Origin of the sequence: Mesorhizobium sp. M1403, assembly GCF_040317695.1 — a bacterium.
Taxonomy (GTDB): Bacteria; Pseudomonadota; Alphaproteobacteria; order Rhizobiales; family Rhizobiaceae; genus Mesorhizobium.
In genome coordinates, this window is sequence record NZ_JAMYKY010000004.1 from 268,588 (window position 1) to 292,980 (window position 24,393).

The following is a 24,393-nucleotide window of genomic DNA, read 5'->3' on the forward strand; positions in this document are numbered from 1 at the left end:
TTGCGCTGGTGAGCAGAGCGAGGGAGCCGGTGGATCGATGACGATCATGTCGCGCGTTGCCGCCTTCTTCCGCTCACGCTGGCTCGGCGGCGTGCCGCTCGATCGGCTGTTCTGGCGCGACCTGGTTGTTGTCGGCACAGCGATCAACGTCGCGTCGTCGGTGGTGGCGCTCATTCTGCTCGGGCTGAAGCTGCCGCTTGCGCTGGTTCTGGCGGTGCATTTCGCGCCGGTGCCCTACAACATCTTCCTGACTTTTGCCGTTTGGCGAACTGCCGGAAAATCAAGTGGCGCCAAGGCCTCGCTGATGACGCTTGGCGCCACGTTGTGGCTGATCCTGGTGGTCGTGGCCTGACGATCAGGCGGCCGGCTCGAATTTGAGCGCCACGCCGTTGATGCAATAGCGCAGACCGGTCGGCGGCGGGCCGTCCTCGAAGACGTGGCCGAGATGGCTGCCGCAGCGGGCGCAATGGCATTCGGTGCGGACCATGCCGTAGCTGCGGTCGACGGTGGTCTCGACCGAGCCCGGCACCGGATCGTTGAAGCTCGGCCAGCCTGTGCCGCTCTCGAATTTCAGCTTGGATTCAAACAAGGGTTGGTCGCAGCCGACGCAGGAGAAGGTGCCGGCGCGCTTCTCGTGCAGCAGGGCGCAGCTTCCCGGCCGCTCGGTGCCGTGGTTGCGCATCACCGCATATTGCTCAGGCGTCAGCCGGGCGCGCCATTCGGCGTCGGTGCGGGTAACGGGGTAGGTGTGGCTGTCCATTTTTTCCTCTTAGCTTAGGTCGCTATTTGGGTTGCCTTCCCAACTTCGCCTGAAATAGGGATTTGTTACCGCGTTTGCCCGTATTTCTATCCTGTCGCGAAGAATTCCTCAGGCGATGGCGGCGAGATAGCGCGCAACCGATGCTGAAAATGCCGCCTTTGCATCTCCGATGACGTTCTGGTTCCACCACGCGCCATAGATATGGTCGAACGCGAAAGGCTCCAGCGCGGCCTTGATGCCGAGCACTTTCGAAGCGTTGAGCGGGATGTAGTGCGGGTAGCTGTACATGAAGCTGAGATGGCGGCGAGTCGGCGTCACCTGCACGATGTCGCCGGCCAGGATGGCATTGCCGCCGTCGCGCTTCCAGTGCAGCACCTGGCCACCGGCAAAGTGGCCGCCGCAGCGGATGAGCGTCAGCGACGGGTTTATGGCGCGCGTCTCGCCTTGCCAGCTGATGATCGCCGGATGCGGCCGCATGATCCACTGACGATCATCGGCGTGCAGATAAATCGGCACGCCGCCAAACGCCTCGCTCCACTCGACCATTGCCGAATAATAATGGCAGTGCGAAATGGCGATCGCGACGAGGCCGCCCCGGCGCTTGATCTCGGCCACCGCCTCGTCGCTGACAATCGAAATGCAGTCCCACAGCACATTGCCGTGCGGCGTTTGCGCCAGCAATGCCCGCTGGCCGATGGCGAAGCGCGGCTCGATGCCGAAGGCGAGCACGCCGGCGTCGTCTCTCATCGCGAGCCGATGGCCGGCGGCGAGCTCTTCCGGCGTGGTCCAGGCCTGGCCCTCCCAACGCACATATTGCCGCTCGTCCTCGCAGATCGGGCAATGTCGCGGCGGCGTCGCTGTCGCCGCGAACTGGACACCGCATTGCAGGCAAAGGAAACAGGTCGACCTTCCTGTTTTGCGTGGATCCATTCAGTGCTTCCTTGAAAGTTGCTTCGTCGCGGCTTCGAGGCCGGCGAGCGTCAGTGGAAACATGCGGCCGTCAAAAATATCGCGGATCATGGCAATCGAATGGGTAAAACCCCAGTGCTTTTCGCTTTCAGGATTGAGCCATACCGCATTTGGCCATTGCTGCAGCAACCGGCCGAGCCAGACGGCGCCGGCCTCCTTGTTCCAGTGCTCGACCGAGCCGCCGGGATGGGCGATCTCGTAGGGGCTCATCGAGGCGTCGCCGACGACAATCACCTTGTAGTCGGGGCCATATTTATGCAGGAGATCGAAGGTCGGAATCACCTCGGCATGGCGGCGGCGATTGTCCTTCCACACGCCCTCGTAGAGGCAGTTGTGGAAATAGAAATATTCGAGCTGGCGGAATTCGGCGCGGGCAGCCGAAAATAGCTCCTCGACGCTCCTGATGTGGTCGTCCATCGAGCCGCCGACATCGAAGAACATCAGCAGCTTGACCGCATTGCGACGTTCGGGTTGTGTCTTAACGTCGAGATATCCGTGCTCGGCGGTGGCGTGGATGGTCCCTGGCAGGTCGAATTCCTCTTCGGCACCTTCGCGCACCCAGCGGCGCAAGCGCTTCAGCGCGACCTTGATGTTGCGGGTGCCGAGTTCGACGGCATCGTCGAAGTTCCTGAACTCGCGTTTGTCCCAGACTTTTACCGCGCGGCGGTTGCGGCTTTCGTGCTGGCCGATGCGCACGCCTTCGGGATTGTAGCCATAGGCGCCGAAGGGCGAGGTGCCGCCGGTGCCGATCCATTTCGAACCCTTTTGCTCCTCCAGCCGCTTCTTCAGCCTCGCCATCAGCTTTTCGAAGCCGCCCAGCGCCTCGACCAGCTTCTTCTCCTCATCGGTCAGGTGCTTTTCGGCAAGCCTCCGCAGCCATTCCTCCGGGATGTTTGCGACATCGACCGGGTTTTCGCCAGCCCGCGCCTCGACACCTTTGAAGATGTGCGAAAAGACCTGGTCGAAGCGGTCGATGTGGCGCTCGTCCTTCACCAGAGCGGCGCGGGCGAGATAGTAAAAGCCCTCGACATCATAGTCGACCAGCCCGGCCTCCAGCCCCTCCAGCAGCGACAGATATTCGCGGAGCGAGACCGGAACCCGCGCTGCCTTCAGTTCGAGGAAGAAGGGGATGAACATCTCACGGTCTACAGCAGATCATACTCGATGAAGCCGGTCCTGCGCGCCACATGGTCGTAGAGCTTGCGTGCGGTGGTGTTGGTCTCGTGCGTCATCCAGTAGACGTTCTTGACGCCGATCTTGCCGGCTTCCTGCCTGACCGCTTCGATCAGGGCGGCGCCGACGCCCTTGCCGCGCACATCGGGGTCGGCAAACAGGTCCTGCAGATAGCAGTTGTTTATCTCCGACCAGCAGGAGCGATGGTAGAGATAGTGCGTCAGGCCGACGGCCTTGCCGTCGAGGGTGGCGATGAAGCCTTTCGGCTCGAACTCGCCCGCCGTGAACAGCCGCTTCCAGGTGACGGCGTAAACCGCTTCCGGCAACTTGGTTTCGTAGAAGGTGAGGTAGGCGGTCCACAGACGCCGCCAATCGGCATGGTCGGATTGCGCCAATGGGCGGACGGTGATCTCGGTCATTTCATTTCCCTCTGAAGTCGGCAACCCGAAGCTGCCTCCGTGCCTGGCCAAGGGCAACGGTCCAGCGACGGGAAACCGCTGTCCGAGGGCTTTCGTCGGCTTCCGACTGACCGGCTCCTCACCCCTGCCGTCTCGCCATGAAGGCCAGGCGCTCGAACAGATGCACGTCCTGTTCGTTCTTCAGCAACGCGCCATGCAGTTTCGGCAAAGCATTCTTCGGGTCGGCGCGCAGGTCCTCGGGCGCGATGTCGTCGGCGACCAGCAGGCGGATCCAGTCGAGTGCCTCGGAGGTCGACGGCTTCTTCTTCAGGCCCGGCACGTCGCGGATCTCGTAGAACTGGGTCAGTGCTGCTCGCACGAGGTTCCGCTTGATGCCGGGATAGTGCACGTCGACAATTTTGTGCAGCGTCTCGACATCGGGAAAGCGGATGTAGTGGAAGAAGCAGCGGCGCAGGAAGGCGTCCGGCAATTCCTTCTCGTTGTTGGAGGTGATGATGACGATCGGCCGGACGGTGGCGCGGATGGTCTCGCCGGTCTCGTAGACGAAGAACTCCATCCTATCCAATTCCTGCAACAGATCGTTGGGGAACTCGATATCGGCCTTGTCGATCTCGTCGATCAGAAGCACGATTTTCTTGCCGGCCGCAAAGGCGTCCCATAATTTGCCGCGCTTGATGTAATTGCGGATGTCGTTGAAGCGCTCGTCGCCGAGCTGGCTGTCGCGCAGCCGCGAGACGGCATCATATTCATAAAGGCCCTGCTGGGCTCTCGTCGTCGATTTGACGTGCCATTCGATCAGGTCCAGGTCGAGCGCCGCCGCCACCTGGCGGGCAAGTTCGGTCTTGCCGGTGCCGGGCTCGCCCTTGACCAGCAACGGCCGCTCCAGCGCGATCGCCGCGTTGACCGCCACCATCAGATCCTTGTCGGCAACATAGGCTGCCGTGCCTTCGAAACGCATTTTTGCTCCCGGGTTCATCGCGCGACCCTAAGGACGCGGCCTTCGGTGTGCAAGGCGCTGCTGGCGAAGCGGGGATCTTGCCGCCGCTGACCTCGTTGAGGGATTTTGCGTCGATTTAAGACTCGAAGCATGTCGTCTCTCTGGCGCTTGGCCTGCCGTCTGCCTATATTGGCGGGGACGGTCTGCGCTTCCCGGCAGGAGAACATTTTCCCCGGGGCCTTAATGATCCCTAGGGAGCTGTCCCTGGGAAGACCCGTGGGTTTTCTCATACGGCGCCCACCTACTTTGTAGGTTCCCGGGATCGCTCTCTCCACCGGTTGTGTGGATCGTCACTCACATTTCAGTGGGCCATGCGGTAGGAAACGTCGCTCCCAAAACCCCGTCCAGATCCGACTTTTTCTATCCTGACTCCATGACCTTCCGAAAAGACCTGAAAAAAAATCTCCGCAACGAAGCCCTCGGGCGCCGCGACGCGCTCGATCCGTTCTGGCGGGTAGAGGCAGCACTCGAAATGGCCGAGACGGCGCGCGACCGGATCACCGTCGAGCCGGGCCAGATCGTCTCAGGCTTCTGGCCGATGCGCTCGGAAGTCGACGTCCGGCCGCTGATGTTTGCCTTGCGCGAGAAGGGCGCGAGGCTCTGCCTGCCGGCCATTCTCGACAAGACCACCATCGTTTTTCGCGAACTGGTGCGCGGCGCGCCAATGATCGACATGGGCTTCGGCACCGTCGGGCCGCATGAGGAAGCCGAGGTACTCGATCCGCAGGTGATGCTGGTGCCGCTTGCCGCCTTCGATGCGCGCGGCCACCGCATCGGTTACGGCGCCGGCTATTACGACCGGGCGATCGCGCGGCTGGCCGACAACGGACAGCAGCCGCGGCTGATCGGCATTGCCTTCGACTGCCAGGAGGTGGCCCTGGTGCCGGACGAGCCGCATGACGTGATCATTCCGGAAATACTCACCGAGAGCGGGTTGCGCCTGTTCGCGCCGAAATTGTAGATAAGTTCCTGGACGCATGGTCTTTTCCGAAAGTCATGCAGCTTTTTGCTTCGCTGACCTTCAGTTCAGGATCACGCTTATATGAGACTTCTCTTTCTCGGCGACATGGTCGGCAAGACAGGACGTACGGCGGTGTGGGAACAACTGCCCGGCCTGATCTCGGATTTCAAACTTGACTTCGTCATCGTCAATGGCGAGAACGCCGCCGGCGGCTTCGGCATCACCGAGGAGATTTTTCGCGAGACGATCTCGGCCGGCGCCGATGTCGTCACCACCGGCAACCATGTCTGGGACCAACGCGATGCGCTGATTTTCGCGCCGCGCGAGGAGCGCTTCCTGCGTCCGTCCAACTTCCCGAAAGGCACGCCGGGGCGCGGCTCGGGCGTCTACATCGCCAGGAACGGCGCGCGCGTGCTGGTCGCCAACATCATGGGCCGGGTGTTCATGCATCCCGAGCTCGACGATCCATTCCAGGCCGGCGAGCGCGAACTTGCCGCTTGTCCGCTTGGCGAGCAGGCCGATGCGATCGTCATCGATTTCCATGCCGAGGCGACCTCGGAAAAAATGTGCTTCGCCCATTTCGTCGACGGCCGTGCCAGCCTTGTTGTCGGCACCCACACGCATCAGCCGACCGGCGATCACCAGATCCTCAATGGCGGCACCGGTTATATTTCCGATGCCGGCATGTGCGGCGATTACGATTCCTCGCTCGGCATGGACAAGGAGGAGCCGCTCAACCGGTTTTTGTCCAAGGTGCCGAAAGGCCGTTTCGAGGCGTCGACCGGACCGGCGACATTGTGCGGCGTCGGCGTCGACATTTCCGACCGTAGCGGCCTGACTGAACGGATCGCGCCGTTTCGCCGCGGCCCGCGGCTGGAGGAAACGGCTCCTTCCTTCTGGTCGTGACATTGATATGGACGCTTGCAATACCCAATTGCCGGCGAAACTGCTCTAGATCGTAGAGGGGACGACCTCCATGCAGCTAGTTGAATTCCTGGCGCCGCATTTCGCCTTTGTCTCCGACCCGACGGCATGGGTCGCGCTGCTGACGCTGATCGTGCTGGAGGTCGTGCTCGGCATCGACAATCTGATCTTCATCTCGATTTTGACCAACAAATTGCCGGTAGCGCAGCGAGCCCGCGCCCGGCGGCTCGGCATCTCCGCCGCGCTGGTGATGCGGCTGATCCTGCTGGCCACCATCTCGATCATCGTCCAGTTGACGATGCCGATATTCACCGCCTTCGGCCACGGCTTTTCATGGCGCGACCTGATCCTGATTGCCGGCGGCCTGTTCCTCGTCTGGAAGGCGACCAAGGAGATCCACCACACGGTCGATCTCGATGATCACCAGGACACGATGATGGGCGAAACACTGCAGCTGTCGCTGGCCGGCGCCATTTTCCAGATATTGCTGCTCGACCTCGTCTTCTCGATCGACTCGATCATCACCGCCGTCGGCATGACCGACGAAATCGCGATCATGTACATCGCGGTGATCGTGGCGGTGAGCGTGATGATGCTGGCGGCCGGGCCGCTGGCCGATTTCATCGCCAGGAACCCCAGCATCGTCATGCTGGCGCTAGGGTTCCTGCTGATGATCGGCATGACGCTGATCGCCGACGGCATGGGTTACCACGTGCCGAAAGGCTATATCTACGCCGCCATGGGCTTTTCGGCACTGGTCGAAGGACTCAACATGCTGGCGCGACGGCGGAAGAAGGCCAAGGGCGGCGGGCACTGAGTCCAGCGGAGCGAACCGGCAGCGCAGAGAACTAGGGCTCGGTCTCGATCGTCGCGGCCATGCAGAACCTTTGAGAGGTTGGCGGGACGGAGGGATCGCTGCGGAATGGCTTTTGGCACCCGAAGACCTTACTGCGCCGGCAAACCCTTCGGATGGCGGTCGCCGGTCAGGCCAAGCGTCAAGCCTTGCTCGAGCCACGCCTTGGCGCCGGCGAGCACCAGCGCAAAGCCGCCCGTCGAGTCGATCGCCTGCTTGATCTGCTCGTCGCCGCTACCGGCAAAGCCAAAATTGCGGACCTCGACAAAGGTCGTGCCGCCGGGCATCTCGGTAAAAGTCCACACCACCGTGGTCGGTGGATCGCTCCATTGCATGACGATCTTCTCGTTCGGCACGATCTCGCTGACCGTTACCGTCGTCGAGGCGCCATACATGCGCCATTCCCAGCGAACTTTGTTGCCGCTGTCCAGCCTGTCGCTGCCATGGGTGAACCAGAATTTTGTCGTGATCGCCGGATCGATGAAGGCTTGGAATACGTCGGCGACCGGCCGCCTTATCAGCATGCCGGCTTCGGCGGTCGGTGTTTCACGGATTTCCATAGCGTCCTCCTTTCCACGGCGCCGCCCCGGTTCACCAAGCATCGGGTTCGCGCACGAGGTGAATGATGTTGGCCGGGTTGGTGATCCAGCCGCCGCGAAAGCCTTCACCCAGTGCCTCGATGGCGTCGCAGCGCACGACGCCGGCCTTGGCGAGATGGTCCGCCGCGCCTGGAAAATCATCGGTGAACAGTTCCAGCCAGACCTCGGCCTGGCTCATCATCGGCGCCTCGTCGATCCACAGGCGATTGGGACCGAGTTCAAAGCCGATAGCGGGCGCCTTGGCCGTGAATGGCTTCAGGCCGATGACGTCGCGATAGAAGGCGATCGTTGCCTGGTATTGATGTGGCGGCACTTTCATGGCGATGTTGATGCCGCCGCTGATCTTCGCGGTCATTTGCTGGCTCCATTCCCGTGTTCAGGTTCGATTGGCCGGTTCGGTCCAGAACCCGCTATGCCAAATTGATTTGCCAGGAGACTCCGAACCTGTCGTTGAGCCATGCAAACCGGCGGCTGAAACCATAATTGTCCAGCGGCATCAGAAATTTGCCGTCCTTGGCCAGGGCCTCGACAATGCCGTTCAGCTCTGCCTCCGTGGAGCAATCCACATACAGCGAGACCGACGGCGTGAATGTGAAGGCATGGTGCACGGGGCTGTTGTAGACCATCACTTCCAGACCGCTTATGGACACGCGCGCCAGCTTGACCGTCCCTTCCGGGCCGTCTTCGCCGGAGCCGTAACGTGTGACGTCAAGGACGCTGCCTGTCGGGGATCGTCTCGCAATAGAAGGTCATTGCCTCTTCGGCCTTGCCCTCGAACATCAGAAATGGCGTCACTTGCTTCATCGCAGGCCTCCGTCATCTTGGTGGTTTTTCAGATGTTGTTCTCGTTGGCCGGCTCGCCCTTCATCTCGCTGCGGTAATAGCCGTCGCGCAGATTGATGCCGTATTCGACATAGGCCTTCATGCAGGCCAGCATCTGCGACCAGCCCTCGCAATTGAGATAGGACTTCTTCAGGCCGACCGCGTCCTCGCGCCAGCCGGTCTCGGCGATGGTGACAAAGGTGCCGCCATCATCGAGCGGTTCGAAATTCATCTCGATGCGGGTCTTGTAGGCTGGCTTGCCGTCGGCATCGGAGGCGTCCCAGTGCAGCACGATGCGGCTGTCCTTGATCACTTCGTCGACCTCGACGGGGACCTTGCCCCACCAGACAACACCGGCACCAGCCACCAGCGGCGCGCTGGCGCCGCCGATCGTAGTGAAATAGCCGCTAAGCTTCTTCGGATTGACGACCGCGTCGAAGACTTCGGCGACAGGTTTGCCGATGCGGCCCGAAACCCTGAATCCAAGAGACATATCCACAGCTCCTTCCTTGAATGGCTCAACGATATGTTATAGAAACATAACATGTCAAGCCATTCGCAGGACGACAATGTTTTCAAGGCGCTGGCGCATCCGCGCCGGCGTGAGTTGCTGGACCGGCTGAAGGATGCGCCGCAGACCACCGGCATGTTGTGCGAAGCCTTCCCCGACATGGACCGCTGCACGATCATGCTGCATCTGAAAGTGCTGGAGGAGGCCGACCTGGTCGTGGCGCGGCGCGAGGGCCGCGAGCGTTGGAACCATCTCAACGCGCTGCCGATCAAGCACATCCACGACCGCTGGATCAGCCAATATGCCACGCACGCGATCAGCATTGTCGACCGGCTGAAGTCCGATCTGGAGGGGTGAACGGCCGCCGAAGCCTGCCTTTTTCGGGTCTCAAGCCCTTGCGTGTCGTCTGCCACGGCGCGGCTGGACGAATTGAGCCGATTTATCTATAAGCCGGCCATTCCGACAGAGAGCGCCGTACGTCCGTCCGGACGCAGCAGGACGTTCTGAGATTTTGAATTCGAGCATTTTGCAAGGCGCCGGGTGGTTCACCAGGCCGCGGATGCTCTAGCCGAGAAGACGACAGGGGTGCCATGGCTGGCCATTCACAGTTCAAGAACATCATGCACCGCAAGGGCCGTCAGGATGCGGTGCGATCGAAAATGTTTTCCAAGCTGGCGCGCGAAATCACCGTCGCCGCCAAGAGCGGCACGCCCGATCCATCGATGAACCCTCGCCTGCGCCTTGCGGTGCAGAACGCCAAGGCGGTGTCGATGCCGAAGGACAACATCCAGCGCGCCATCAACAAGGCGTCGATGGGCGATGCCGAGACCTACGAGGCCGTGCGCTACGAGGGTTATGGGCCGGGCGGCGTCGCGCTGATCGTCGAGGCGCTGACCGATAACCGCAACCGCTCGGCGTCGAATGTGCGCGCTGCCTTCACCAAGGCCGGCGGGGCGATGGGCGAGACCGGCTCGGTGTCGTTCATGTGGGACCGCGTCGGCGAGATCTACTATCCGGCATCGGCCGGCAGCGCCGAAAAGGTGATGGACGCGGCGATCGAGGCCGGCGCCGACGACGTCCAGTCGGACGAGGAAGGCCACACGGTCTACTGCGCCTTCGAGAATCTCGGCGAGGTGTCGAAGGCGCTGGAAGGCGCGCTCGGCGAGGCTGAATCGGTGAAGCCGATCTGGAAGCCGCAGACCAATATCGCGGTCGACGAGGAGCGGGCACAATCGCTGATGAAGCTGGTCGCGACGCTTGAAGATGACGACGACGTGCAGAGCGTCTACGCCAATTTCGAGGTCGACGAGGAGACCTTGGCGAAGCTCAGCGCGGCATGACCCAACACGCGCTGCCTACAGTCCGCATCACCTATTGCACGCAGTGCCTGTGGCTGCTCAGGGCCGGCTGGATGGCGCAGGAGCTGCTGTCCACCTTCGGCACCGATCTCGGCGAAGTGACGCTGGTGCCCGGTACCGGCGGCATCTTCACCATTTCCTGCAATGACACGCTGGTCTGGGACCGCAAACGTGACGGCGGTTTTCCCGACGCCGCAAAGCTCAAGCAACTGGTTCGCGACGTCATCGATCCGGATCGCGATCTCGGCCATGCCGATCGCAAGGGTCATAAGTCGAAGGACCCTGCCTGAGGGTCTTCTTGCCCCGGCATTCACCGCCACGCGAAGATAAAACAGCCCAGCGCCACGATGGCGGTGATGGTGCGGACATGGTTCCACATCACCCAGTCCTTGAGATAAGTGGCCCATACCGCGGCGCCGTTGGCGCTTGCCGGATCGACGGCGGCCAGGGCGTTGTTGAGCGGCACGTTGAACATCATCGTCACGATCGGGTTGCCGACGAGATAGATCAGGGCGCCGGCGAGAAGCCAGAACGCGCCCGGCTGGCTCCAGCCGATAAGAGCGCCGGCGGCAAGCACAAGACAGACCAGCCCGGTGCCGAATAGCGCGGTCATGAATGCCGGCGTAATCACGGTGATGTTGATCGAATTCATGGCGGCGATGCCGCCTCCGGCAGGCAAGCGGGCGAGCGCCGGCATGATAAAGTTGGAGAAGGCGAAGAAAACGCCGCCGACAACGCCTGAGCCAATGGCAGCGACGAAGGTGAGGGTGGGAAGCAGTTTCATGATCATGTCAGTTCCTCCAGATGCCCGTGGCGGCGGTTTCGGTTGCGTAGGTGGAAAAGTCTTTTGGGGCGCGGCCGAGCACGCGCTGGACGCCGTCGGTCAGCGACTCGTTGCGGCCGTCGAGCACTTCGGTGAACAGCTCGTTGAGCAGCCAGGCGAATTCGGCCGGCAACTCGTGCTCGGCGATGGCCGCGGTGAACTCGGCATGGGAAACCCGTTTGAAACGAATGTCGCGGCCGGCGGCCCTGCCGATCTCGGCGACCGCGTCGGCAAAGCTCAGCAGCCGCGGCCCGGTCAGCTCATAGAGCTCTCCGACATGTCCTTGCCGGGTTAGTACGGTAAAGGCGGCCTCCGCGATATCGTCGGCATCCACAAATGGTTCGCCCACACTGCCGACCGGCAACGCCACCTCGCCCTCCTGCAAAGATTCGACGAGGAAGCCTTCACTGAAGTTCTGGGAAAACCAGGCGCAGCGCAGGATCGTCCAATCGGCGCCTGAACCTTTGAGCATCTCTTCGGCGCGCTGTGCTTCCGTTTCGCCGCGCCCCGACAGCAGTACCAGCCGACGCACACCACACTCCACGGCAAGACGAGAGAAGGCGCCGACCGTGTCGGCCGCGCCGGGCACCGCAAGATCAGGATAGTAGCTGACGTAGACGGCGCCGACACCATCAAGCGCGGGTTCCCAGGTCGTGCTATTTTCCCAGTCGAAGGGCGGCGTACCCGAGCGCGAGCCGATCTGCACCGGCAGGCCCCGCGCCGTCAGCCGCTCAGCGAGACGGCGGCCGGTCTTGCCGGTGCCGCCGAGGATCAAAGTTGGTTTCGTTACAGTAGGGTTCATGTCGATTTTCCTCAGTTCGCAAATGTGAGTGATCCTCACATTTGCAAAACGTGATAAACCCTCGTATTTTGCGAGTCAAGCCAATTTGTTGATTGTTCGCCTGGAGACAGTGATGGAAGGCTCGGATTCACAGGATGGCCAGATCGCATCGCCGCGCCGAGCGCCGAGCCAGCAGCGCAGCCGCGAGCGCGTCGAGCGCATGTTGGCCGCAGCGTCGGCGCTGATCGCCGAGCAAGGCAGCGATGCGATGCGCATGGGCGAGGTGGCCGAGAGGGCTGGCGTGTCGATCGGCTCGCTCTACCAGTTCTTCCCGGACAAGCGGGCAATCATTTGGGCGCTGGCCGAACGCTACACCGCCGAAAGCCAGGCCTGCATCGCGGCGGCACTTGCCGACGTCAGTGACGCCGACGGCTTGCGCCAGGCGTTTTCGGAGCTGGTGGATATCTACTACCGGTTATTCCTGGCCGAGCCGGTGATGCGCGACATCTGGTCGGGGACACAGGCCGACAAAGCATTGCGCGAGCTTGAGCTTGCCGACAGCCGGGCCAACGCCGAATTCCTCACCACGGTGCTGAAGCGGTTGCGGCCGTCCGCCGATCCGGAAGCGCTGGAAACGACGGCATTTCTCGTCTGGCAGATGGGCGAGGCCGCAATGCGGCTGGCGATCTCGGTCGGGCGGCAGGAAGGCGACAGGCTGGTTGCGGCCTACAAGCGGATGGCTCTGAGAGAGCTGATCGGCGGGTAAAGCTGTACGCTAGCGGCCGAAGTAATCCCGCAGCATTTCCGCGCGTTCATCCTCCGTGCACATCGCCATTCGGCCGAGGTTGAACCGGCCTCGATGAAGGGCGACAACAGCCAATGCGCAGTTAATGGTCTCGTCATCCGCCGAAACTGCCAGATCCCGCAAAGCCAACTGGAAAAGAGTCTGCCAGGCAATTTTGTAGTGCGGTTCGATCCAATCCGGGATTGGCGGGTTTCGACCGTCGACCAATCGAGCCTCTTCGATGGTGGCAGCCAGACCGTAGGCTCCCCAATAGGCGGGGGCGTGGCCTTCGGAGATGTGAGCGATTTCAACAACTGCTGCGTAAGATGCGTCTCCGACATCTCCCTGGTGATGCAATTCATTCCAGAGTTCATCCCAGATAGACTTGTTGCCGTACTGAAGGGCGAGCGCTCGCAAGGCCGGTCGCGGATCATAAATGGTCTTGTATCCGCCTATGAGGTTAGAACATCGCTTATCTTCGAGAATAGACATGTCGTCCTCCCTAGCGGATGCGTTCCGCAACGCATTTAAGGTCAAGAAAAAACCCGCCTCAAGGGCGGGTTTTTTCTGATGCGAAAGGCCTGGGGCTTACAGGCCGAAACCTTCGAAGCGCTTCTTGAACTTCGACAGGCGGCCACCGCGGTCGAGCAGGGTCTGCTGGCCGCCAGTCCAGGCCGGATGGGTGGTCGGGTCGATATCGAGGTTCATCGTATCGCCTTCCTTGCCCCAGGTCGAACGGGTCATGTATTCGGTGCCGTCGGTCATGACGACCTTGATGGTGTGGTAGTCGGGATGGATGTCGGTCTTCATGGTTCTGTTCCTGGCTGCCGGGTGCTGCCGACGGGCTGAAGCCTGCGTCGATGCGCCCCTTTTTAAAACTCGAAGCCGCAGCTATTGAGGAGCCACGGCTTCTAAAACGGTCGGCGAGCCTATACATCAGCCGGAATTGAATCACAAGGCCGCGGCAAGCGCATATTGATGGCGCAAACCTCAAAAGGCCAAAGGACACGGTCATGGCGAACATCAGCGGCGATGCAGACGAGCGCAGGCGCTCGCTGAGGCCGCTGCAGCGCCTGTTTCCCTACATCACCCATTACCGCAAAATGGTCATCGGCGCGATCGTCTCGCTGGCCGTCGCCGCGGCGACGACGCTGGCGCTGCCGCTGGCCGTGCGGCGGATGATCGACCACGGCTTTTCCGCTTCCGATTCCAGCTTCATTGCCGAATATTTCGCCATGCTGGTGGTGATGGCCGCCGTGCTGGCGGCGGCGTCTGCCAGCCGCTACTATTTCGTCATCACGCTGGGCGAGCGCGTCGTTGCCGATATCCGCCGCGATGTCTTTGCCCACGTCACGACGCTGTCGCCCTCCTTCTTCGACACGGCCCAGTCGGGCGAGATCGTCTCGCGGCTCGCCGCCGACACGACACAGGTCAAATCGGCCGTGGGTGCTACCGCCTCGGTGGCTTTGCGCAACGTCATCCTCGGCCTTGGAGCCCTGGCGATGATGGTCTTCACCAGCCCAAAACTGTCCGGCCTGGTCATCGCGGCCATTCCGTTAATCGTGCTGCCGCTGGTCGCCTTCGGCCGCTCGGTGCGGCGCAAGTCACGGCTGGCGCAGGATACTCTGGCCAATGCCACCGCCTATGCCAGCGAGCAGATCGGCGCGGTCCGCACCCTGCAGGCCTTCACCAACGAGAAGCTTGTCACCGGGTATTTTTCATCCGCCGTGGAAGTAGCGTTCGAAGCGGCGCGGGCCTCGATCTTTGCCCGCTCCTTTCTCACCTTCTTCGCCATCTTCATGATCTTTTCCTCGGTGGTGGCGGTGCTGTGGTTCGGTTCGCGCGATGTGCTCGACGGCACGCTGTCGCCAGGTACGCTTGGCCAATTCCTGCTCTATTCGGTGTTCGCTGCTGGCGCGCTCGGCGCCTTGTCGGAGGTCTGGGGCGAACTGTCCCAGGCAGCAGGCGCTGCCGAACGGCTGACCGAGATCCTGGCCGAGAAACCCGCGATCCAGGCGCCCGCCGATCCGAAGCCGCTGCCGGCAAAGGCGAGAGGCGCGATCAGCTTCGACGATGTCTCCTTCTCCTATCCGGCCCGGCCCGACCGCGCCGCCGTCCATGGCCTCAGCTTTCAGGTCAAACCCGGCGAGACGGTGGCGATCGTCGGACCATCCGGCGCCGGCAAGAGCACGGTGTTTTCGCTGCTTCTGCGCTTCTACGATCCGGAAGCCGGCAGGATCGTCATCGACGGAGTCGATCTGCGCGAGGCCGATCCGGCCGCGATCCGCGCGCGCATAGCCATCGTGCCGCAGGATGTCACCATCTTTGCCGCAAGCGCGCGCGACAATATCGGCTTTGGCCGGCCTGGCGCCAGCCAGGCCGAGATCGAGGCGGCGGCGAAAGACGCGCTTGCCGACGAGTTCATCCTGAAACTCGAAAAGGGCTATGACAGCCAGGTCGGCGAGCGCGGGGTGACGCTGTCGGGCGGCCAGCGCCAGCGCGTGGCGATCGCCCGCGCCATTTTGCGCGATGCGCCGATCCTTCTGCTCGACGAGGCGACCTCGGCACTCGATGCCGAAAGCGAGACGCTGGTGCAGACGGCGCTCGACCGGCTGATGCAGGGGCGTACCACGATCGTCATCGCCCATCGGCTGGCAACCGTGCTGAAGGCCGATCGCATCCTGGTCATGGATGGCGGCCGCATCGTCGAGGAAGGCACGCATCAGAGCCTGGTCGCCAAGGGCGGCATCTATGCGCGGCTGGCCAAGCTGCAGTTCGAAACCGGGGCGAATGCCTTCAGGGGCGCGGCCGAGTAGGTCCCCCAGCGACCGCTGGGATTCTTCAGCTACCGAAAGCTCGGCGTTTGCCGCGTCGATAGGCGATGAACAGGGGAACGCCGACAAGCAACGACAACAAAAGCATGTTGGCGACGGTCTGTCGCTGCTCCTTTGCCGGATCGCTGAGCTGCACATCGGCAGGCGGCTCTTCATAGGTAAAATCGTACTGCCACCGGATTTCGTCCGCGACGTCATCGACGGTTTTCAGATAGTCGGCAATCGCCTTGGCCGGCACTTCAGTTGCCAGGCTCTGAAAGTTCCATTCGACTTGAAATTCGGTGGGCGTGTTGGACCAGGACGCCTTGAGAGACAGATAGGGCGTCACGACGTTTTTCATCGACTCGCCGGAAAACCTCGCCTTGAGGTTGCGCACCGTTATCTTGTGACGCCGGTAGAACTGGGGGCCGATGGAGACGGGCCCGGTTCGGTCGACGATTGTCGGGGTTGGAAGAGAGTTGTTGCCGAGATCGGCCGCGCGGATCGGGAAATTCTTTGCCAGATCGTTGGCCGCCAGCGCCTCTGCCGGCAAGCGATAACTTTCCTTCACGCTCACTATGTTGTCGTCGCGGCGATCCACGATTTCCGGCTTGGCGACGGTTTGGATGCCCGGATATTGCTTGTTGTAGTATTTCAGGTAGGCGTCCGACACCTCGCTCAGCGACCGGCTGGCCAAATTGCCGCGCATCCAATCGGCATCGGCGTCCTGATATGTCGAGAAGACCGTCAGCGCGAGGGGATCACCCGGTTTCCGCGGAAAATCGAAGTCCTCGGCGATCTGGATCGATGGGCTGGTAAGCACAGGACTCGGCATCTTCTCCAATCCGCCGGTGCTGGAAAGCGGCAGCGCGAAGCCGTAGTCCGACTGTGCGAGATTGGGCGCCTTGCCGCCCTGAAGATAGTCGGTAGCATCCAGCCAATATGTCTTTGTTCCGATCCTCGCCTTGACGATGGCATGGTCGAAATCGCGAAGCGCCGGCAGATGCTGGTCCAGGGCCCGCCCTTCGTCGAGATCGGCCAGGGCAACCTCGGCAGCAATGCCAAGCCGCACAAGCGAAGAAACCAGCAGCAGTGCCTTGTCCTTGCAGTCACCAAACCCGCTCAGGATGACGGTCGCGGGATCACGCGGAATGTAGGAACCGGCACCCATCGACAGGCTTACATAGCGGATCTGGTCCTGCACCAACCGCATTGCCTCGACCATCCGGTCTTCGGGAACGGGATGCCGCAGTGCGATGTCGTCGAGCTTTGCGGCAAAAGCCGAGGGAAAAACGGTCGCTGGCTTGTAATAGGGCGCAACAGCATCGACCACACTTTGCCAATTCGCGGTCGATGCGACATCGATAGAGCCCCAGCCTGGATATGTCACGGGCAGGTTGTCCTCGACATTGACCGGTTTCGGGTTTGGAATTTCCCACAGATAGGTCGTGTCCGGCCCTGTCGACGAGATCGAAGGCTTGAGTTGGGTCCCCCTTGTCTTGGTCTCGAGCGGCTGGCCCGAAGGCCAAATGATGCTCGTGCGGATAAGCGCTACCGGCTCTTCCCATTCGGTGGAGAAATTCTTGAAGAAGAGATCCTTGCCGACGAGCGGCGTTATCTCATAGGTCGATCCGTAATCAATGATGTCGCCGGCGCGCACGTCATCGATGTTGACATGTGCTGTCAGCCAGCCGTCGAAGACGCCTTTCTCGGCATCTCTTTCCCTGCGGAAGATGTCGAATTCGACGTCTTCCAGCCGGTCCAAAACGGCGCCGTCGCGGATGATGTGAAGATGGTTGAGCGTGACCTTGTGCCGGGACGGATCGAATTGCAGATCGATACTCGCGCCCCGATCCAGCCCGGGACGGTCAACGATTCTATAGACTGTGCGCGAGTACTCGACATAGCCGCCGGCGCGATGCTTGATCTGGTCGTCCGAGAGCAGCCATGAAACGCCATTCTTGATTTGATCCGAGCGGGTGGGATCGGCAGCCGGAATATCAACCTGCGTTACCCAGCTTTCCGCGGGGCCCTTGAGAACCATGTCGTCGGTCATGGCCGGAGAACTCAGGCCGATCAACAAGATGAAAAATACCAAGCGGGGCCAGAAAGACTTCATCCCATGAAAACTGTAACAGGCAGACATCTACGCTCGCCCAACTTGGAAGAACTCCTTTTTCAGAGGCTTTCCCACCAAAGTAAAGGCCAGTTTCGCGGATTTCTGCGGTCACCGCAGCAAGAACCAGGAACAGACGAAGCGACTCAGTTACCGTACCGCTTCTTCAGGTGATCGGTGAAATGCACGGCATTGAGCTTTTCGCCGGTGGCGCGTTCGAGCAGTTCCGGCGTCGACCAGCGCGAGCCTTGCGACCAGATCCTTTTGCGGCGCCAGTCGTTGATCGCGGCGAAATCTCCCTTGGCGAGGTCTTCGTCGGCTGAAGGATGATCTCTGGTCAGCGCCGCCCATTGCTGCGCCGCCATCATGGCGCCCAGCGTGTAGGAGGGGAAATAGCCGAAGGCGGCACCCGGCCAGTGGACGTCCTGCATCGGACCATCAGCCGGATTGTCTGATGTCGGCAGGCCGAGATAATCGCGCATCTTGGCATCCCAGGCCTCGGGCAGGTCGGCTGCCTCAAGCCGCCCCGAGACAAGCTCCTGCTCCAGCTCGTAGCGCAGGATGACGTGCAGCGGATAGGTGACCTCGTCGGCATCGACGCGGATCAGGCCGCGCTCGACCCGGTGCACATGCGGCAGGATGTCGTCGATCGTCCAGCTCTCGCCGAGGTGCCTTTCGACCACCGGCAGCGCCCAGCGCCAGAATTCTGGATTGCGGCCGATCTGCTTTTCGACGAACAGGCTCTGGCTTTCATGCACCGCCATGCCGCGCGCTCTGCCGAGCGGCCAGTGTGCCCACGCCTTCGGCAGGTTCTGCTCGTACAGCGCATGGCCGGTCTCGTGCAGCACGCCCATCAACGCCGACAGGAAATCCGAGGTCTTGTAGCGGGTGGTGATGCGCACGTCGCTCGGCACGCCGCCGCAGAAGGGATGGTGCGAAACCGACAGCGAGCCGTGGGTGAGGTCGAAGCCGACTGCCGCCATCATGGCGAGACCGAGTTCGCGCTGCTTGTCCAAGGGGTAGCTGCCGGAAAGCGGCTTCAGCGGATGCTTCGCCAGCCGCTCTTCCTGCACGGCCAGTGCCTCCGGTACGAAGCCTTTCAGGAAGGCCTTCAACTCGGCAAACACCGGCGTGATGTCGGCGGTGCGATTGCCCGGGTCATATTGCTCCATCAGCGCGTCGTAAGGCTCGAGCCCGAGCACCTCGGCGCGAAGTGTCGCCTCCTCGCGGACCAGCGCCACGACGCCTTCGAGTGCCGGCAGGAAGCCGGCCCAGTCGTTCTTGGGGCGCAGGTCGCGCCAGAGCTGCTCGGAGCGCATGCGTACAGTCGTCTGGCGCTCGACGAACTCGACCGGCAGGCAGGTCAGGTTGGTGTACTGCCGGCGGAATTCCCTGACCGCGGCCTGCTGCTCTTCGTTCAACGCCTCCTGCTCGGCCGCCGCGATCCAGTCGGCAATCTCCGGCGCAGTCGCCTGGGTGTGGTGCATGCCGGCAAGCGCCGACATCGCCTCGGCGCGCTTCTCGCCGCCGCCGACCGCCATATGGGTCGCCTCGTCGGCGCCGAGAATGGCGAGGGCATGTTCCAGCGCTTCGAGCTTGTGGCCGAGGTCGTCGAGTTTTTGAAAGGACATGGTGGGTTCCGCTGATTTGACGGCGGGAAAAGATACCAATGCAAAAGTGTTGGCAACCCCTGAAGACCGTCTGCGACCGATGCATTGACTGCCGGCCGCAACGGCCGAACGGCATCTTGCGGAAGCGTGGCGTGCGTGATCAATGTCGTCGGCGGCGGCAGACCGCAATGGGGGAGACGAGATATGATCGCCAATGTGCTGGTCGGGCTGGTGGCCGTGATCCACCTCTGCATCGTCTATCTGGAGATGGTGCTGTGGGACACGCCGCGCGGCCACATGGTATTCAAGCTGACGCCGGAATTCGCCAGTGCCTCGAAAGTGCTCGCGGCCAATCAGGGGCTTTACAACGGCTTTCTCGCAGCCGGACTGATCTGGGGGCTTTACCTCGGCGAAGCCGGTTTCCAGTTCAAAGTCTTCTTCCTGCTCGCCGTCGCCATCGCCGGCCTTTACGGCGCAGCGACGGCGGGCCGTAAAATCCTGTTCATCCAGACAGTGCCGGCAATGCTGGCGCTGATTGGGCTGGCGTTGGGCTAGCGCATGATCCCTGAACCGAAAACTGGAAAAGGATCATACGCAAAATCAATTGCCACAGCGCCGGGCGCTGCGGCCGATCTCAGCCGCCTGGATAGTTTGGGCCGTAGCCGTTAGGATAGTATCCGCCATCGCCGCCGTTGCCGATGAGGAAGGCACTGCCGGTATCAGCGCGTAGCTTTTGGCTGACATCGTCGAGCTGCGCCAGCAACTGCTGATATTGCGTGCTCGGCATCGTTGCATCGCGCGCGGCCCTCTGGGCGGCCCGGTCGAGTTGAGCGACCTGCGTGCGCAAGTCACGCGCCTCGCCCCGGCTCGAGCTTGTTCGCCCGGATGGCGCCCTGGATACCCGTCTCCACGCTCTGGATCTGATTGATCAAGGCCGTCTCACGCGGGCCGGCGTAAGCGCCAGCAAACGGAACGGCGAGGAGAAGTGTGGCGAGCGTAGCAGTCCTGAGGTTCCTGGGAGCGAAGAAGCGCATGGTTGCGTCTCCTTTACTGGGGAAGGCGATGGTTGGGTTTTCCTGCCTTCCGGCCGCGGGCCGTCAGGTTCCGTCGCGTCGCGATGAGCGGTTCCACCGCCGGCGGTTCTCGGCCCAGACCAAGGCTAAAAGGCGGTGGCGGCAAAGTGTAATTAAAAAAAGGTAATTTTTTCAGCTCTTGCGGCTGCCGCACCAGTGCCCTAGATGCCGCCGACTTGAGCCGGCTCGATCCGGTGCATGTAACGAGCCAGAGGCTGCAGATCACCGCTCGGTCAGCTTCAGCTCGATGCGGCGGTTCTTGTTGCGCGCCTCTTCGGTATCGGCGGGGTCGAGCGGCTGGAATTCGCCGAAGCCGGCGGCGACCAGCCGGTTGGCCGGGACGCCGTTCTCGATCAGGAACTTGACCACCGATGTCGAGCGCGCCGTCGACAATTCCCAATTGTCGCGGTAGCGGCCGGTGCCGGAGAGCGGCTTGTTGTCGGTGTGGCCGTCGACGCGCAGCACCCAGTTGATCTCCGGCGGGATCTCCTTCTGCAATTCGATGATGGCATCGGCGAGCTTCTTCATTTCGACCTTGCCGGCATCGTTGATCACTTCGGAGCCGGTCGGGAAAAGCACTTCCGACTGGAAGACGAAGCGGTCGCCGACGATGCGGATGTTCTCGCGGTCGGCGAGAATTTCACGTAAGCGGCCGAAGAAATCGGAGCGGTAGCGGTTCAGTTCCTGCACGCGTTGCGCCAGCGCGACGTTGAGGCGGCGGCCGAGATCGGCAATCTTGGTGTTGGACTCGCGATCGCGCGTTTCGGACACGTTGAGCGCTTCTTCGAGCGCTCCGATCTGCCTGCGTAGCGCCGCGATCTGCTGGTTGAGGATTTCAACCTGGCTCAGTGCCTGTTGACTGATCTGGCGCTGGCTGTCGAGCTCGCCGGAAAGTGCCGTTGCGCGCTGGTTGGCGGCGTCGCCGGCGCCAGCGCCTTGCGCCAGCAATTGTTCGAGCCGGCTCTTTTCCGCCTCCGATGCAGACAGCGAGGCCTGCAAATTGGCAAGGGTGTCCTCCTTGTCCTGCGTCGTCGAGCGCTCCAGCGCCAGGAGCTGGGTCAACTCATTGATCTGGGAGTTGAGGCGGTTGAGCACCGTGTCCTTGCCGGAGATCTCGCGGCCGAGCAGGAACTGCGCCAGCACGAAAACCGTGAGCAGGAACATGATCGCCAACAGCAGCGTCGACAGCGCATCGACGAAGCCCGGCCAGTAATCGATGCGGCGGTCGGAGCGCCGGCCTCGTGCCAACGCCACGTCAATGCACTCCAGGTTTCTTCAAGGCGTCGGCGATCTTCTCCAGGGTGTTGCGCATCGCCTTCTGCTCGTCGGACTGGGCCTCGACCCAGTCGCGCATGATCTGCTGTTCCGAGCGCATGTTCTTGACCAGGCCAGAAATGCCGTCGGCGAGATTGGCCATGGCGGTGGCGACGCGCGGATTGGAGCCGCCGCCATTCTCCTGCAGGGTGCGCAGCTTTTCCGACAACAGACGGATTTCATCGGAGGGTTCGCTCTTGGCCGCGTCGGCAACGACGATGTCGGAGGACAGGTCGGTGACCGAGGACAGCCAGTTCTCGAGCTCGGTATAGAAGCGCGTCTGGGCGCGGCCGGCCTGCAGGTCGAGGAAGCCGAGCACCAGCGAGCCGGACAGGCCGAACAGAGACGACGAGAAAGCGGTGCCCATGCCGGCCAAAGGGGCGGAAAGCCCCTGCTTCAGGGATTCGAGCACGGCCGCTGCGTCGCCAGTGCCGGGATCGAGCGACTCGATGGTTTCGCGGATCGAGCCGATCGTGTTGAGCAGGCCCCAGAAGGTGCCGAGCAGGCCGAGGAACACCAGCAGCCCGACAAGGTAGCGCGAGGTGTCGCGGCTTTCGTCGAGGCGGGTGGCGATCGAATCCAGCATGGTGCGCATCGAACTGGTCGAGAAGGCAATCGTCGAGGAGCGGCCGATCATCGCCTTCATCGGCGCCAGCAGCACGGGTTCGGTGGTTTCGGAACCGGCGCGGAACGAATTGACCCAGCGCACCTCGCGGAACAACCGGCCGACCTGGACGAAGGCCAGCAGGATGCCGACCGCCAGCACGCCGATGATCAGGCCGTTGAGGCCGGGATTGGTGACGAAGGCGGTCGAGATCTGGCGGGTCAGGATGGCGGCGATAAAGGCCACGATGAACAGAAAGATCACCATGGTCAGCAGAAAGACCTGCGGGCTCGACAATTTGTGCGGGTCGTAGATCAGAACGTCGGAGCGCCTGCCCATGCCGAAGGATCTGAGTAAAGTCATCCGTGCCCCGTTTCCGATGCCATCGCCGCCGATCACATTGTGTTTGCGACTCTAAACGGAATTGTGACGAAATTGAATGGCGCTTGGCAATATTGCCACTGTCCGCGACCGGAGGTCAAAGCCGGTTGATGACCAGGCAGTCGACCATGGCGGCCAGATGCAGGCCGGCGCCGGTGACGACAAAGCCGTGCCACAGCGCATTGTGGAAGCGCAGGCCTTTCCAGGCGAAGAAGATCACGCCACAGGAATAGACGATGCCGCCGGCAACGATGAGGGCGATCGATGTCGCCGGCAGCGTCCGTAGGAGCGGCTCCACCAGAACGATGCCGCTCCAGCCGATGGCGAGATAGAACACGATTGCCAGCCGGTCGAAACGGCCGGGGAGAAAGACCTTGATGGCGATGCCGACCGTCGCGGCGATCCAGACCAGGACGATCATCGAAACAGCCAGCGGCGAGCCGCCGAGCTGGGCAAGGAACGGCGTGTAGGTCGCAGCGATCAGCAGGTAGATCGCCGCATGGTCGAAGCGCCGCAATATCCATTTCGCCGGCGACGATACCGGCCACAGATTATAGGCCAGCGAAACCGACAGCACCGTGAGCAGCGAGACCACATAGAAGGCGGCGGCGACATATTCGCCGGGGCCGGTCCGATAGGCGGCCAGTGCCAGCAACGTCGAGCCGGCAGCGATCGCCAGCACGATGCCCACGGCGTGGACGATACCGTCGGCGATGATCTCGGCGCGCGAGTAATGCCAGCGCCCCATGAAGGGGATGTCGAGCTGGGATAATTCGCTCTGGGATGTGGGCCGGCTGTTCGTCATCGATGATCCTGCGTCGCCTTATCTGGGCGGCCGCGGGACAGTATTTCAAGCTTTGGTTGCGGTTTTGCGACTGCGGCGCTTCAGCGCGGCGCGACTACATCAGCGCGCTGGGAGCGGCTTCTTCACCGTCTTCAACAGCGCGCGTTGCATGAGTTCGTTGCCGGCAACGACCGAACCGGCGGTCAGCATGTCCTGGCCGCCGGCAAAATCGGAGACGAAGCCGCCCGCCTCGCGGATCAGCAACATGCCGGCGGCAATATCCCAGGCCGACAGGCCGATTTCCCAAAAACCGTCCATGCGGCCGGCGGCGACGTAGGCGAGATCGAGCGAGGCGGAGCCGAGGCTGCGCACGCCCGAGACCTCGGCCATGACATTGCGCAACTCGACAAGGAAATTGCCGTGCTGGCCACGCCCGAGATGCGGCACGCCGCAGCCGATCACCGCATCGACCAGCTTGGTGCGGCCGGCGACGCGCAACCGTCGATCGTTCATGAAGGCGCCGCCGCCACGCTCGGCGGTGTAGAGCTCGTCCATCGCCGGATTGTAGATGACGCCGGCGACGATCTGGCCTTGGCGCTCCAGCGCGATCGAGATCGCGAACAGCGGGATGCCGTGCAGGAAATTGGTGGTGCCGTCGAGCGGATCGACGATCCAGCGGTGCTGGCCGTCGTCGCCCTCGATCACGCCGCGTTCCTCCATCAGGAAGGCGTAGCCGGGCCGCGCCTTGGACAGTTCGGCAAAGACGATGTCTTCGGCCTTGCGGTCGGCCTGGCTGACATAGTCGCCCGGCCCCTTCATCGAGACCTGCAGGTTCTGCACTTCGCCGAAGTCGCGCGACAGCGAGCGGCCGGCCTTCATTGCGGCCTGGACCATGACATTGAGGATCGCGGAACGCGCCATTGCTCTTCTTCCTGTCGCTGCGCCTATCTGCTTTGACGCGTGA

General features: G+C 62.2%; 32 protein-coding genes and 1 other RNA gene. 11 read left to right on the top strand and 22 right to left on the bottom strand.

Features of this window, described 5'->3' with window-relative positions:
* Positions 1 to 37 precede the first annotated feature (37 nt).
* Positions 38 to 352 (top strand): hypothetical protein, encoded by a 315-nt coding sequence (locus NKH01_RS10820; RefSeq protein ID WP_023719651.1) that lies wholly within the window; start codon positions 38 to 40, stop codon positions 350 to 352.
* Between the two features lie 3 nt (positions 353 to 355).
* Here NKH01_RS10820 and msrB read toward each other — a convergent pair whose 3' ends face one another.
* From msrB to NKH01_RS10845, 5 genes are all read right to left on the bottom strand, one after another.
* Entirely contained in the window at positions 356 to 760 is a 405-nt protein-coding gene (gene msrB, locus NKH01_RS10825; RefSeq protein WP_027152870.1) for a peptide-methionine (R)-S-oxide reductase MsrB, read from the bottom strand.
* A gap of 108 nt (positions 761 to 868) precedes the next feature.
* Positions 869 to 1,690, bottom strand: coding sequence for an MBL fold metallo-hydrolase (locus tag NKH01_RS10830; RefSeq protein WP_353020138.1), 822 nt, complete (start codon positions 1,688 to 1,690; stop codon positions 869 to 871).
* A complete protein-coding gene (locus NKH01_RS10835; RefSeq protein WP_353020139.1) occupies positions 1,691 to 2,866 on the bottom strand; it encodes a vWA domain-containing protein in 1,176 nt (391 codons plus the stop codon). It abuts the gene before it with no gap.
* An 8-nt stretch (positions 2,867 to 2,874) separates the two neighbouring features.
* A complete protein-coding gene (locus NKH01_RS10840; protein WP_023719647.1) occupies positions 2,875 to 3,321 on the bottom strand; it encodes a GNAT family N-acetyltransferase in 447 nt (148 codons plus the stop codon).
* Positions 3,322 to 3,439: 118 nt separating this feature from the next.
* Positions 3,440 to 4,279, bottom strand: a complete 840-nt coding sequence (locus tag NKH01_RS10845; protein WP_352961854.1) for an AAA family ATPase — start codon at positions 4,277 to 4,279, stop codon at positions 3,440 to 3,442.
* A gap of 176 nt (positions 4,280 to 4,455) precedes the next feature.
* Between NKH01_RS10845 and ssrS the strand changes: the two genes are divergently transcribed.
* The 4 genes from ssrS (at position 4,456) to NKH01_RS10865 (ending at position 7,020) form a co-directional block, all read left to right on the top strand.
* Positions 4,456 to 4,611, top strand: a non-coding RNA gene (gene ssrS / locus NKH01_RS10850) — 6S RNA.
* A gap of 80 nt (positions 4,612 to 4,691) precedes the next feature.
* Positions 4,692 to 5,279 carry a 5-formyltetrahydrofolate cyclo-ligase gene (locus NKH01_RS10855; RefSeq protein ID WP_023719645.1) on the top strand — a complete coding sequence of 196 codons (588 nt, stop codon included), beginning with the start codon at positions 4,692 to 4,694 and terminating at the stop codon, positions 5,277 to 5,279.
* An 81-nt stretch (positions 5,280 to 5,360) separates the two neighbouring features.
* Positions 5,361 to 6,185: a TIGR00282 family metallophosphoesterase gene (locus tag NKH01_RS10860; protein ID WP_023678036.1), complete on the top strand. Its 825-nt coding sequence runs from the start codon at positions 5,361 to 5,363 to the stop codon at positions 6,183 to 6,185.
* A gap of 70 nt (positions 6,186 to 6,255) precedes the next feature.
* Positions 6,256 to 7,020 carry a TerC family protein gene (locus NKH01_RS10865; protein ID WP_352494148.1) on the top strand — a complete coding sequence of 255 codons (765 nt, stop codon included), beginning with the start codon at positions 6,256 to 6,258 and terminating at the stop codon, positions 7,018 to 7,020.
* A 128-nt stretch (positions 7,021 to 7,148) separates the two neighbouring features.
* Here the strand turns inward: NKH01_RS10865 and NKH01_RS10870 are convergent, their stop codons facing one another.
* Genes NKH01_RS10870 through NKH01_RS10890 form a run of 5 tightly spaced genes read right to left on the bottom strand, consistent with a single transcriptional unit; the run spans position 7,149 to position 8,970 of the window.
* Entirely contained in the window at positions 7,149 to 7,616 is a 468-nt protein-coding gene (locus tag NKH01_RS10870) for an SRPBCC family protein (protein ID WP_352861114.1), read from the bottom strand.
* Positions 7,617 to 7,647: 31 nt separating this feature from the next.
* Entirely contained in the window at positions 7,648 to 8,010 is a 363-nt protein-coding gene (locus tag NKH01_RS10875; protein WP_353020141.1) for a VOC family protein, read from the bottom strand.
* Positions 8,011 to 8,065: 55 nt separating this feature from the next.
* Positions 8,066 to 8,398 (bottom strand): VOC family protein, encoded by a 333-nt coding sequence (locus NKH01_RS10880; protein ID WP_353020230.1) that lies wholly within the window; start codon positions 8,396 to 8,398, stop codon positions 8,066 to 8,068.
* Positions 8,364 to 8,459: a VOC family protein gene (locus NKH01_RS10885; protein WP_353020143.1), complete on the bottom strand. Its 96-nt coding sequence runs from the start codon at positions 8,457 to 8,459 to the stop codon at positions 8,364 to 8,366. The genes NKH01_RS10880 and NKH01_RS10885 overlap by 35 nt, the downstream gene beginning before the upstream one ends.
* 28 nt (positions 8,460 to 8,487) lie before the next feature.
* Complete coding sequence (locus NKH01_RS10890) at positions 8,488 to 8,970, bottom strand: SRPBCC domain-containing protein (protein ID WP_023719640.1); 483 nt, start codon at positions 8,968 to 8,970, stop codon at positions 8,488 to 8,490.
* Positions 8,971 to 9,021: 51 nt separating this feature from the next.
* On the opposite strand from NKH01_RS10890, the gene NKH01_RS10895 reads away from it, so the two are divergent.
* The 3 genes from NKH01_RS10895 (at position 9,022) to NKH01_RS10905 (ending at position 10,636) form a co-directional block, all read left to right on the top strand.
* Positions 9,022 to 9,345 carry an ArsR/SmtB family transcription factor gene (locus NKH01_RS10895; protein WP_353020146.1) on the top strand — a complete coding sequence of 108 codons (324 nt, stop codon included), beginning with the start codon at positions 9,022 to 9,024 and terminating at the stop codon, positions 9,343 to 9,345.
* Positions 9,346 to 9,578: 233 nt separating this feature from the next.
* Entirely contained in the window at positions 9,579 to 10,328 is a 750-nt protein-coding gene (locus NKH01_RS10900; RefSeq protein ID WP_353020148.1) for a YebC/PmpR family DNA-binding transcriptional regulator, read from the top strand.
* Positions 10,325 to 10,636 (top strand): Rdx family protein, encoded by a 312-nt coding sequence (locus NKH01_RS10905; protein WP_023719638.1) that lies wholly within the window; start codon positions 10,325 to 10,327, stop codon positions 10,634 to 10,636. Before NKH01_RS10900 ends, NKH01_RS10905 begins: the two co-directional genes overlap by 4 nt.
* A gap of 20 nt (positions 10,637 to 10,656) precedes the next feature.
* On the opposite strand, the gene NKH01_RS10910 is transcribed toward NKH01_RS10905, so the two are convergent.
* On the bottom strand, positions 10,657 to 11,136 hold the full coding sequence (locus NKH01_RS10910; RefSeq protein ID WP_352480934.1) for an anthrone oxygenase family protein: 480 nt from the start codon (positions 11,134 to 11,136) through the stop codon (positions 10,657 to 10,659).
* A 1-nt stretch (position 11,137) separates the two neighbouring features.
* The gene (locus NKH01_RS10915; RefSeq protein WP_353020150.1) at positions 11,138 to 11,971 is read right to left on the bottom strand and encodes a Rossmann-fold NAD(P)-binding domain-containing protein; all 834 of its coding nucleotides are present in this window, start codon (positions 11,969 to 11,971) and stop codon (positions 11,138 to 11,140) included.
* Positions 11,972 to 12,083: 112 nt separating this feature from the next.
* Here NKH01_RS10915 and NKH01_RS10920 point away from each other — a divergent pair, with 112 nt between their 5' ends.
* Positions 12,084 to 12,716: a TetR/AcrR family transcriptional regulator gene (locus tag NKH01_RS10920; protein ID WP_353020152.1), complete on the top strand. Its 633-nt coding sequence runs from the start codon at positions 12,084 to 12,086 to the stop codon at positions 12,714 to 12,716.
* 9 nt (positions 12,717 to 12,725) lie between these two features.
* On the opposite strand, the gene NKH01_RS10925 is transcribed toward NKH01_RS10920, so the two are convergent.
* Positions 12,726 to 13,226 (bottom strand): hypothetical protein, encoded by a 501-nt coding sequence (locus NKH01_RS10925; protein ID WP_353020154.1) that lies wholly within the window; start codon positions 13,224 to 13,226, stop codon positions 12,726 to 12,728.
* Positions 13,227 to 13,322: 96 nt separating this feature from the next.
* Positions 13,323 to 13,544 carry a 50S ribosomal protein L31 gene (rpmE, locus tag NKH01_RS10930; RefSeq protein WP_006327661.1) on the bottom strand — a complete coding sequence of 74 codons (222 nt, stop codon included), beginning with the start codon at positions 13,542 to 13,544 and terminating at the stop codon, positions 13,323 to 13,325.
* A gap of 203 nt (positions 13,545 to 13,747) precedes the next feature.
* On the opposite strand from rpmE, the gene NKH01_RS10935 reads away from it, so the two are divergent.
* Positions 13,748 to 15,550 (top strand): ABC transporter transmembrane domain-containing protein, encoded by a 1,803-nt coding sequence (locus tag NKH01_RS10935; protein ID WP_353020155.1) that lies wholly within the window; start codon positions 13,748 to 13,750, stop codon positions 15,548 to 15,550.
* Positions 15,551 to 15,575: 25 nt separating this feature from the next.
* Here NKH01_RS10935 and NKH01_RS10940 read toward each other — a convergent pair whose 3' ends face one another.
* Positions 15,576 to 17,603, bottom strand: coding sequence for a DUF3857 domain-containing protein (locus NKH01_RS10940; RefSeq protein WP_353020158.1), 2,028 nt, complete (start codon positions 17,601 to 17,603; stop codon positions 15,576 to 15,578).
* Between the two features lie 206 nt (positions 17,604 to 17,809).
* Entirely contained in the window at positions 17,810 to 19,294 is a 1,485-nt protein-coding gene (locus NKH01_RS10945; protein WP_353020160.1) for a carboxypeptidase M32, read from the bottom strand.
* 183 nt (positions 19,295 to 19,477) lie between these two features.
* Between NKH01_RS10945 and NKH01_RS10950 the strand changes: the two genes are divergently transcribed.
* The gene (locus tag NKH01_RS10950; protein ID WP_353020162.1) at positions 19,478 to 19,828 is read left to right on the top strand and encodes a DUF1304 domain-containing protein; all 351 of its coding nucleotides are present in this window, start codon (positions 19,478 to 19,480) and stop codon (positions 19,826 to 19,828) included.
* A gap of 79 nt (positions 19,829 to 19,907) precedes the next feature.
* Here NKH01_RS10950 and NKH01_RS10955 read toward each other — a convergent pair whose 3' ends face one another.
* The 6 genes from NKH01_RS10955 to NKH01_RS10980 all read right to left on the bottom strand — a co-directional run bounded on the left by NKH01_RS10955 (position 19,908) and on the right by NKH01_RS10980 (position 24,350).
* The gene (locus tag NKH01_RS10955) at positions 19,908 to 20,120 is read right to left on the bottom strand and encodes a hypothetical protein (RefSeq protein WP_353020164.1); all 213 of its coding nucleotides are present in this window, start codon (positions 20,118 to 20,120) and stop codon (positions 19,908 to 19,910) included.
* Between the two features lies 1 nt (position 20,121).
* Entirely contained in the window at positions 20,122 to 20,307 is a 186-nt protein-coding gene (locus tag NKH01_RS10960; RefSeq protein ID WP_353020166.1) for a hypothetical protein, read from the bottom strand.
* 261 nt (positions 20,308 to 20,568) lie between these two features.
* Positions 20,569 to 21,600 carry a peptidoglycan -binding protein gene (locus NKH01_RS10965; RefSeq protein ID WP_352480924.1) on the bottom strand — a complete coding sequence of 344 codons (1,032 nt, stop codon included), beginning with the start codon at positions 21,598 to 21,600 and terminating at the stop codon, positions 20,569 to 20,571.
* Between the two features lies 1 nt (position 21,601).
* Positions 21,602 to 22,627 carry a MotA/TolQ/ExbB proton channel family protein gene (locus NKH01_RS10970; protein ID WP_023719628.1) on the bottom strand — a complete coding sequence of 342 codons (1,026 nt, stop codon included), beginning with the start codon at positions 22,625 to 22,627 and terminating at the stop codon, positions 21,602 to 21,604.
* A gap of 115 nt (positions 22,628 to 22,742) precedes the next feature.
* Positions 22,743 to 23,450, bottom strand: a complete 708-nt coding sequence (gene trhA, locus NKH01_RS10975) for a PAQR family membrane homeostasis protein TrhA (RefSeq protein WP_023719627.1) — start codon at positions 23,448 to 23,450, stop codon at positions 22,743 to 22,745.
* Between the two features lie 99 nt (positions 23,451 to 23,549).
* Complete coding sequence (locus tag NKH01_RS10980; RefSeq protein WP_023719626.1) at positions 23,550 to 24,350, bottom strand: inositol monophosphatase family protein; 801 nt, start codon at positions 24,348 to 24,350, stop codon at positions 23,550 to 23,552.
* Positions 24,351 to 24,393: the final 43 nt, after the last annotated feature.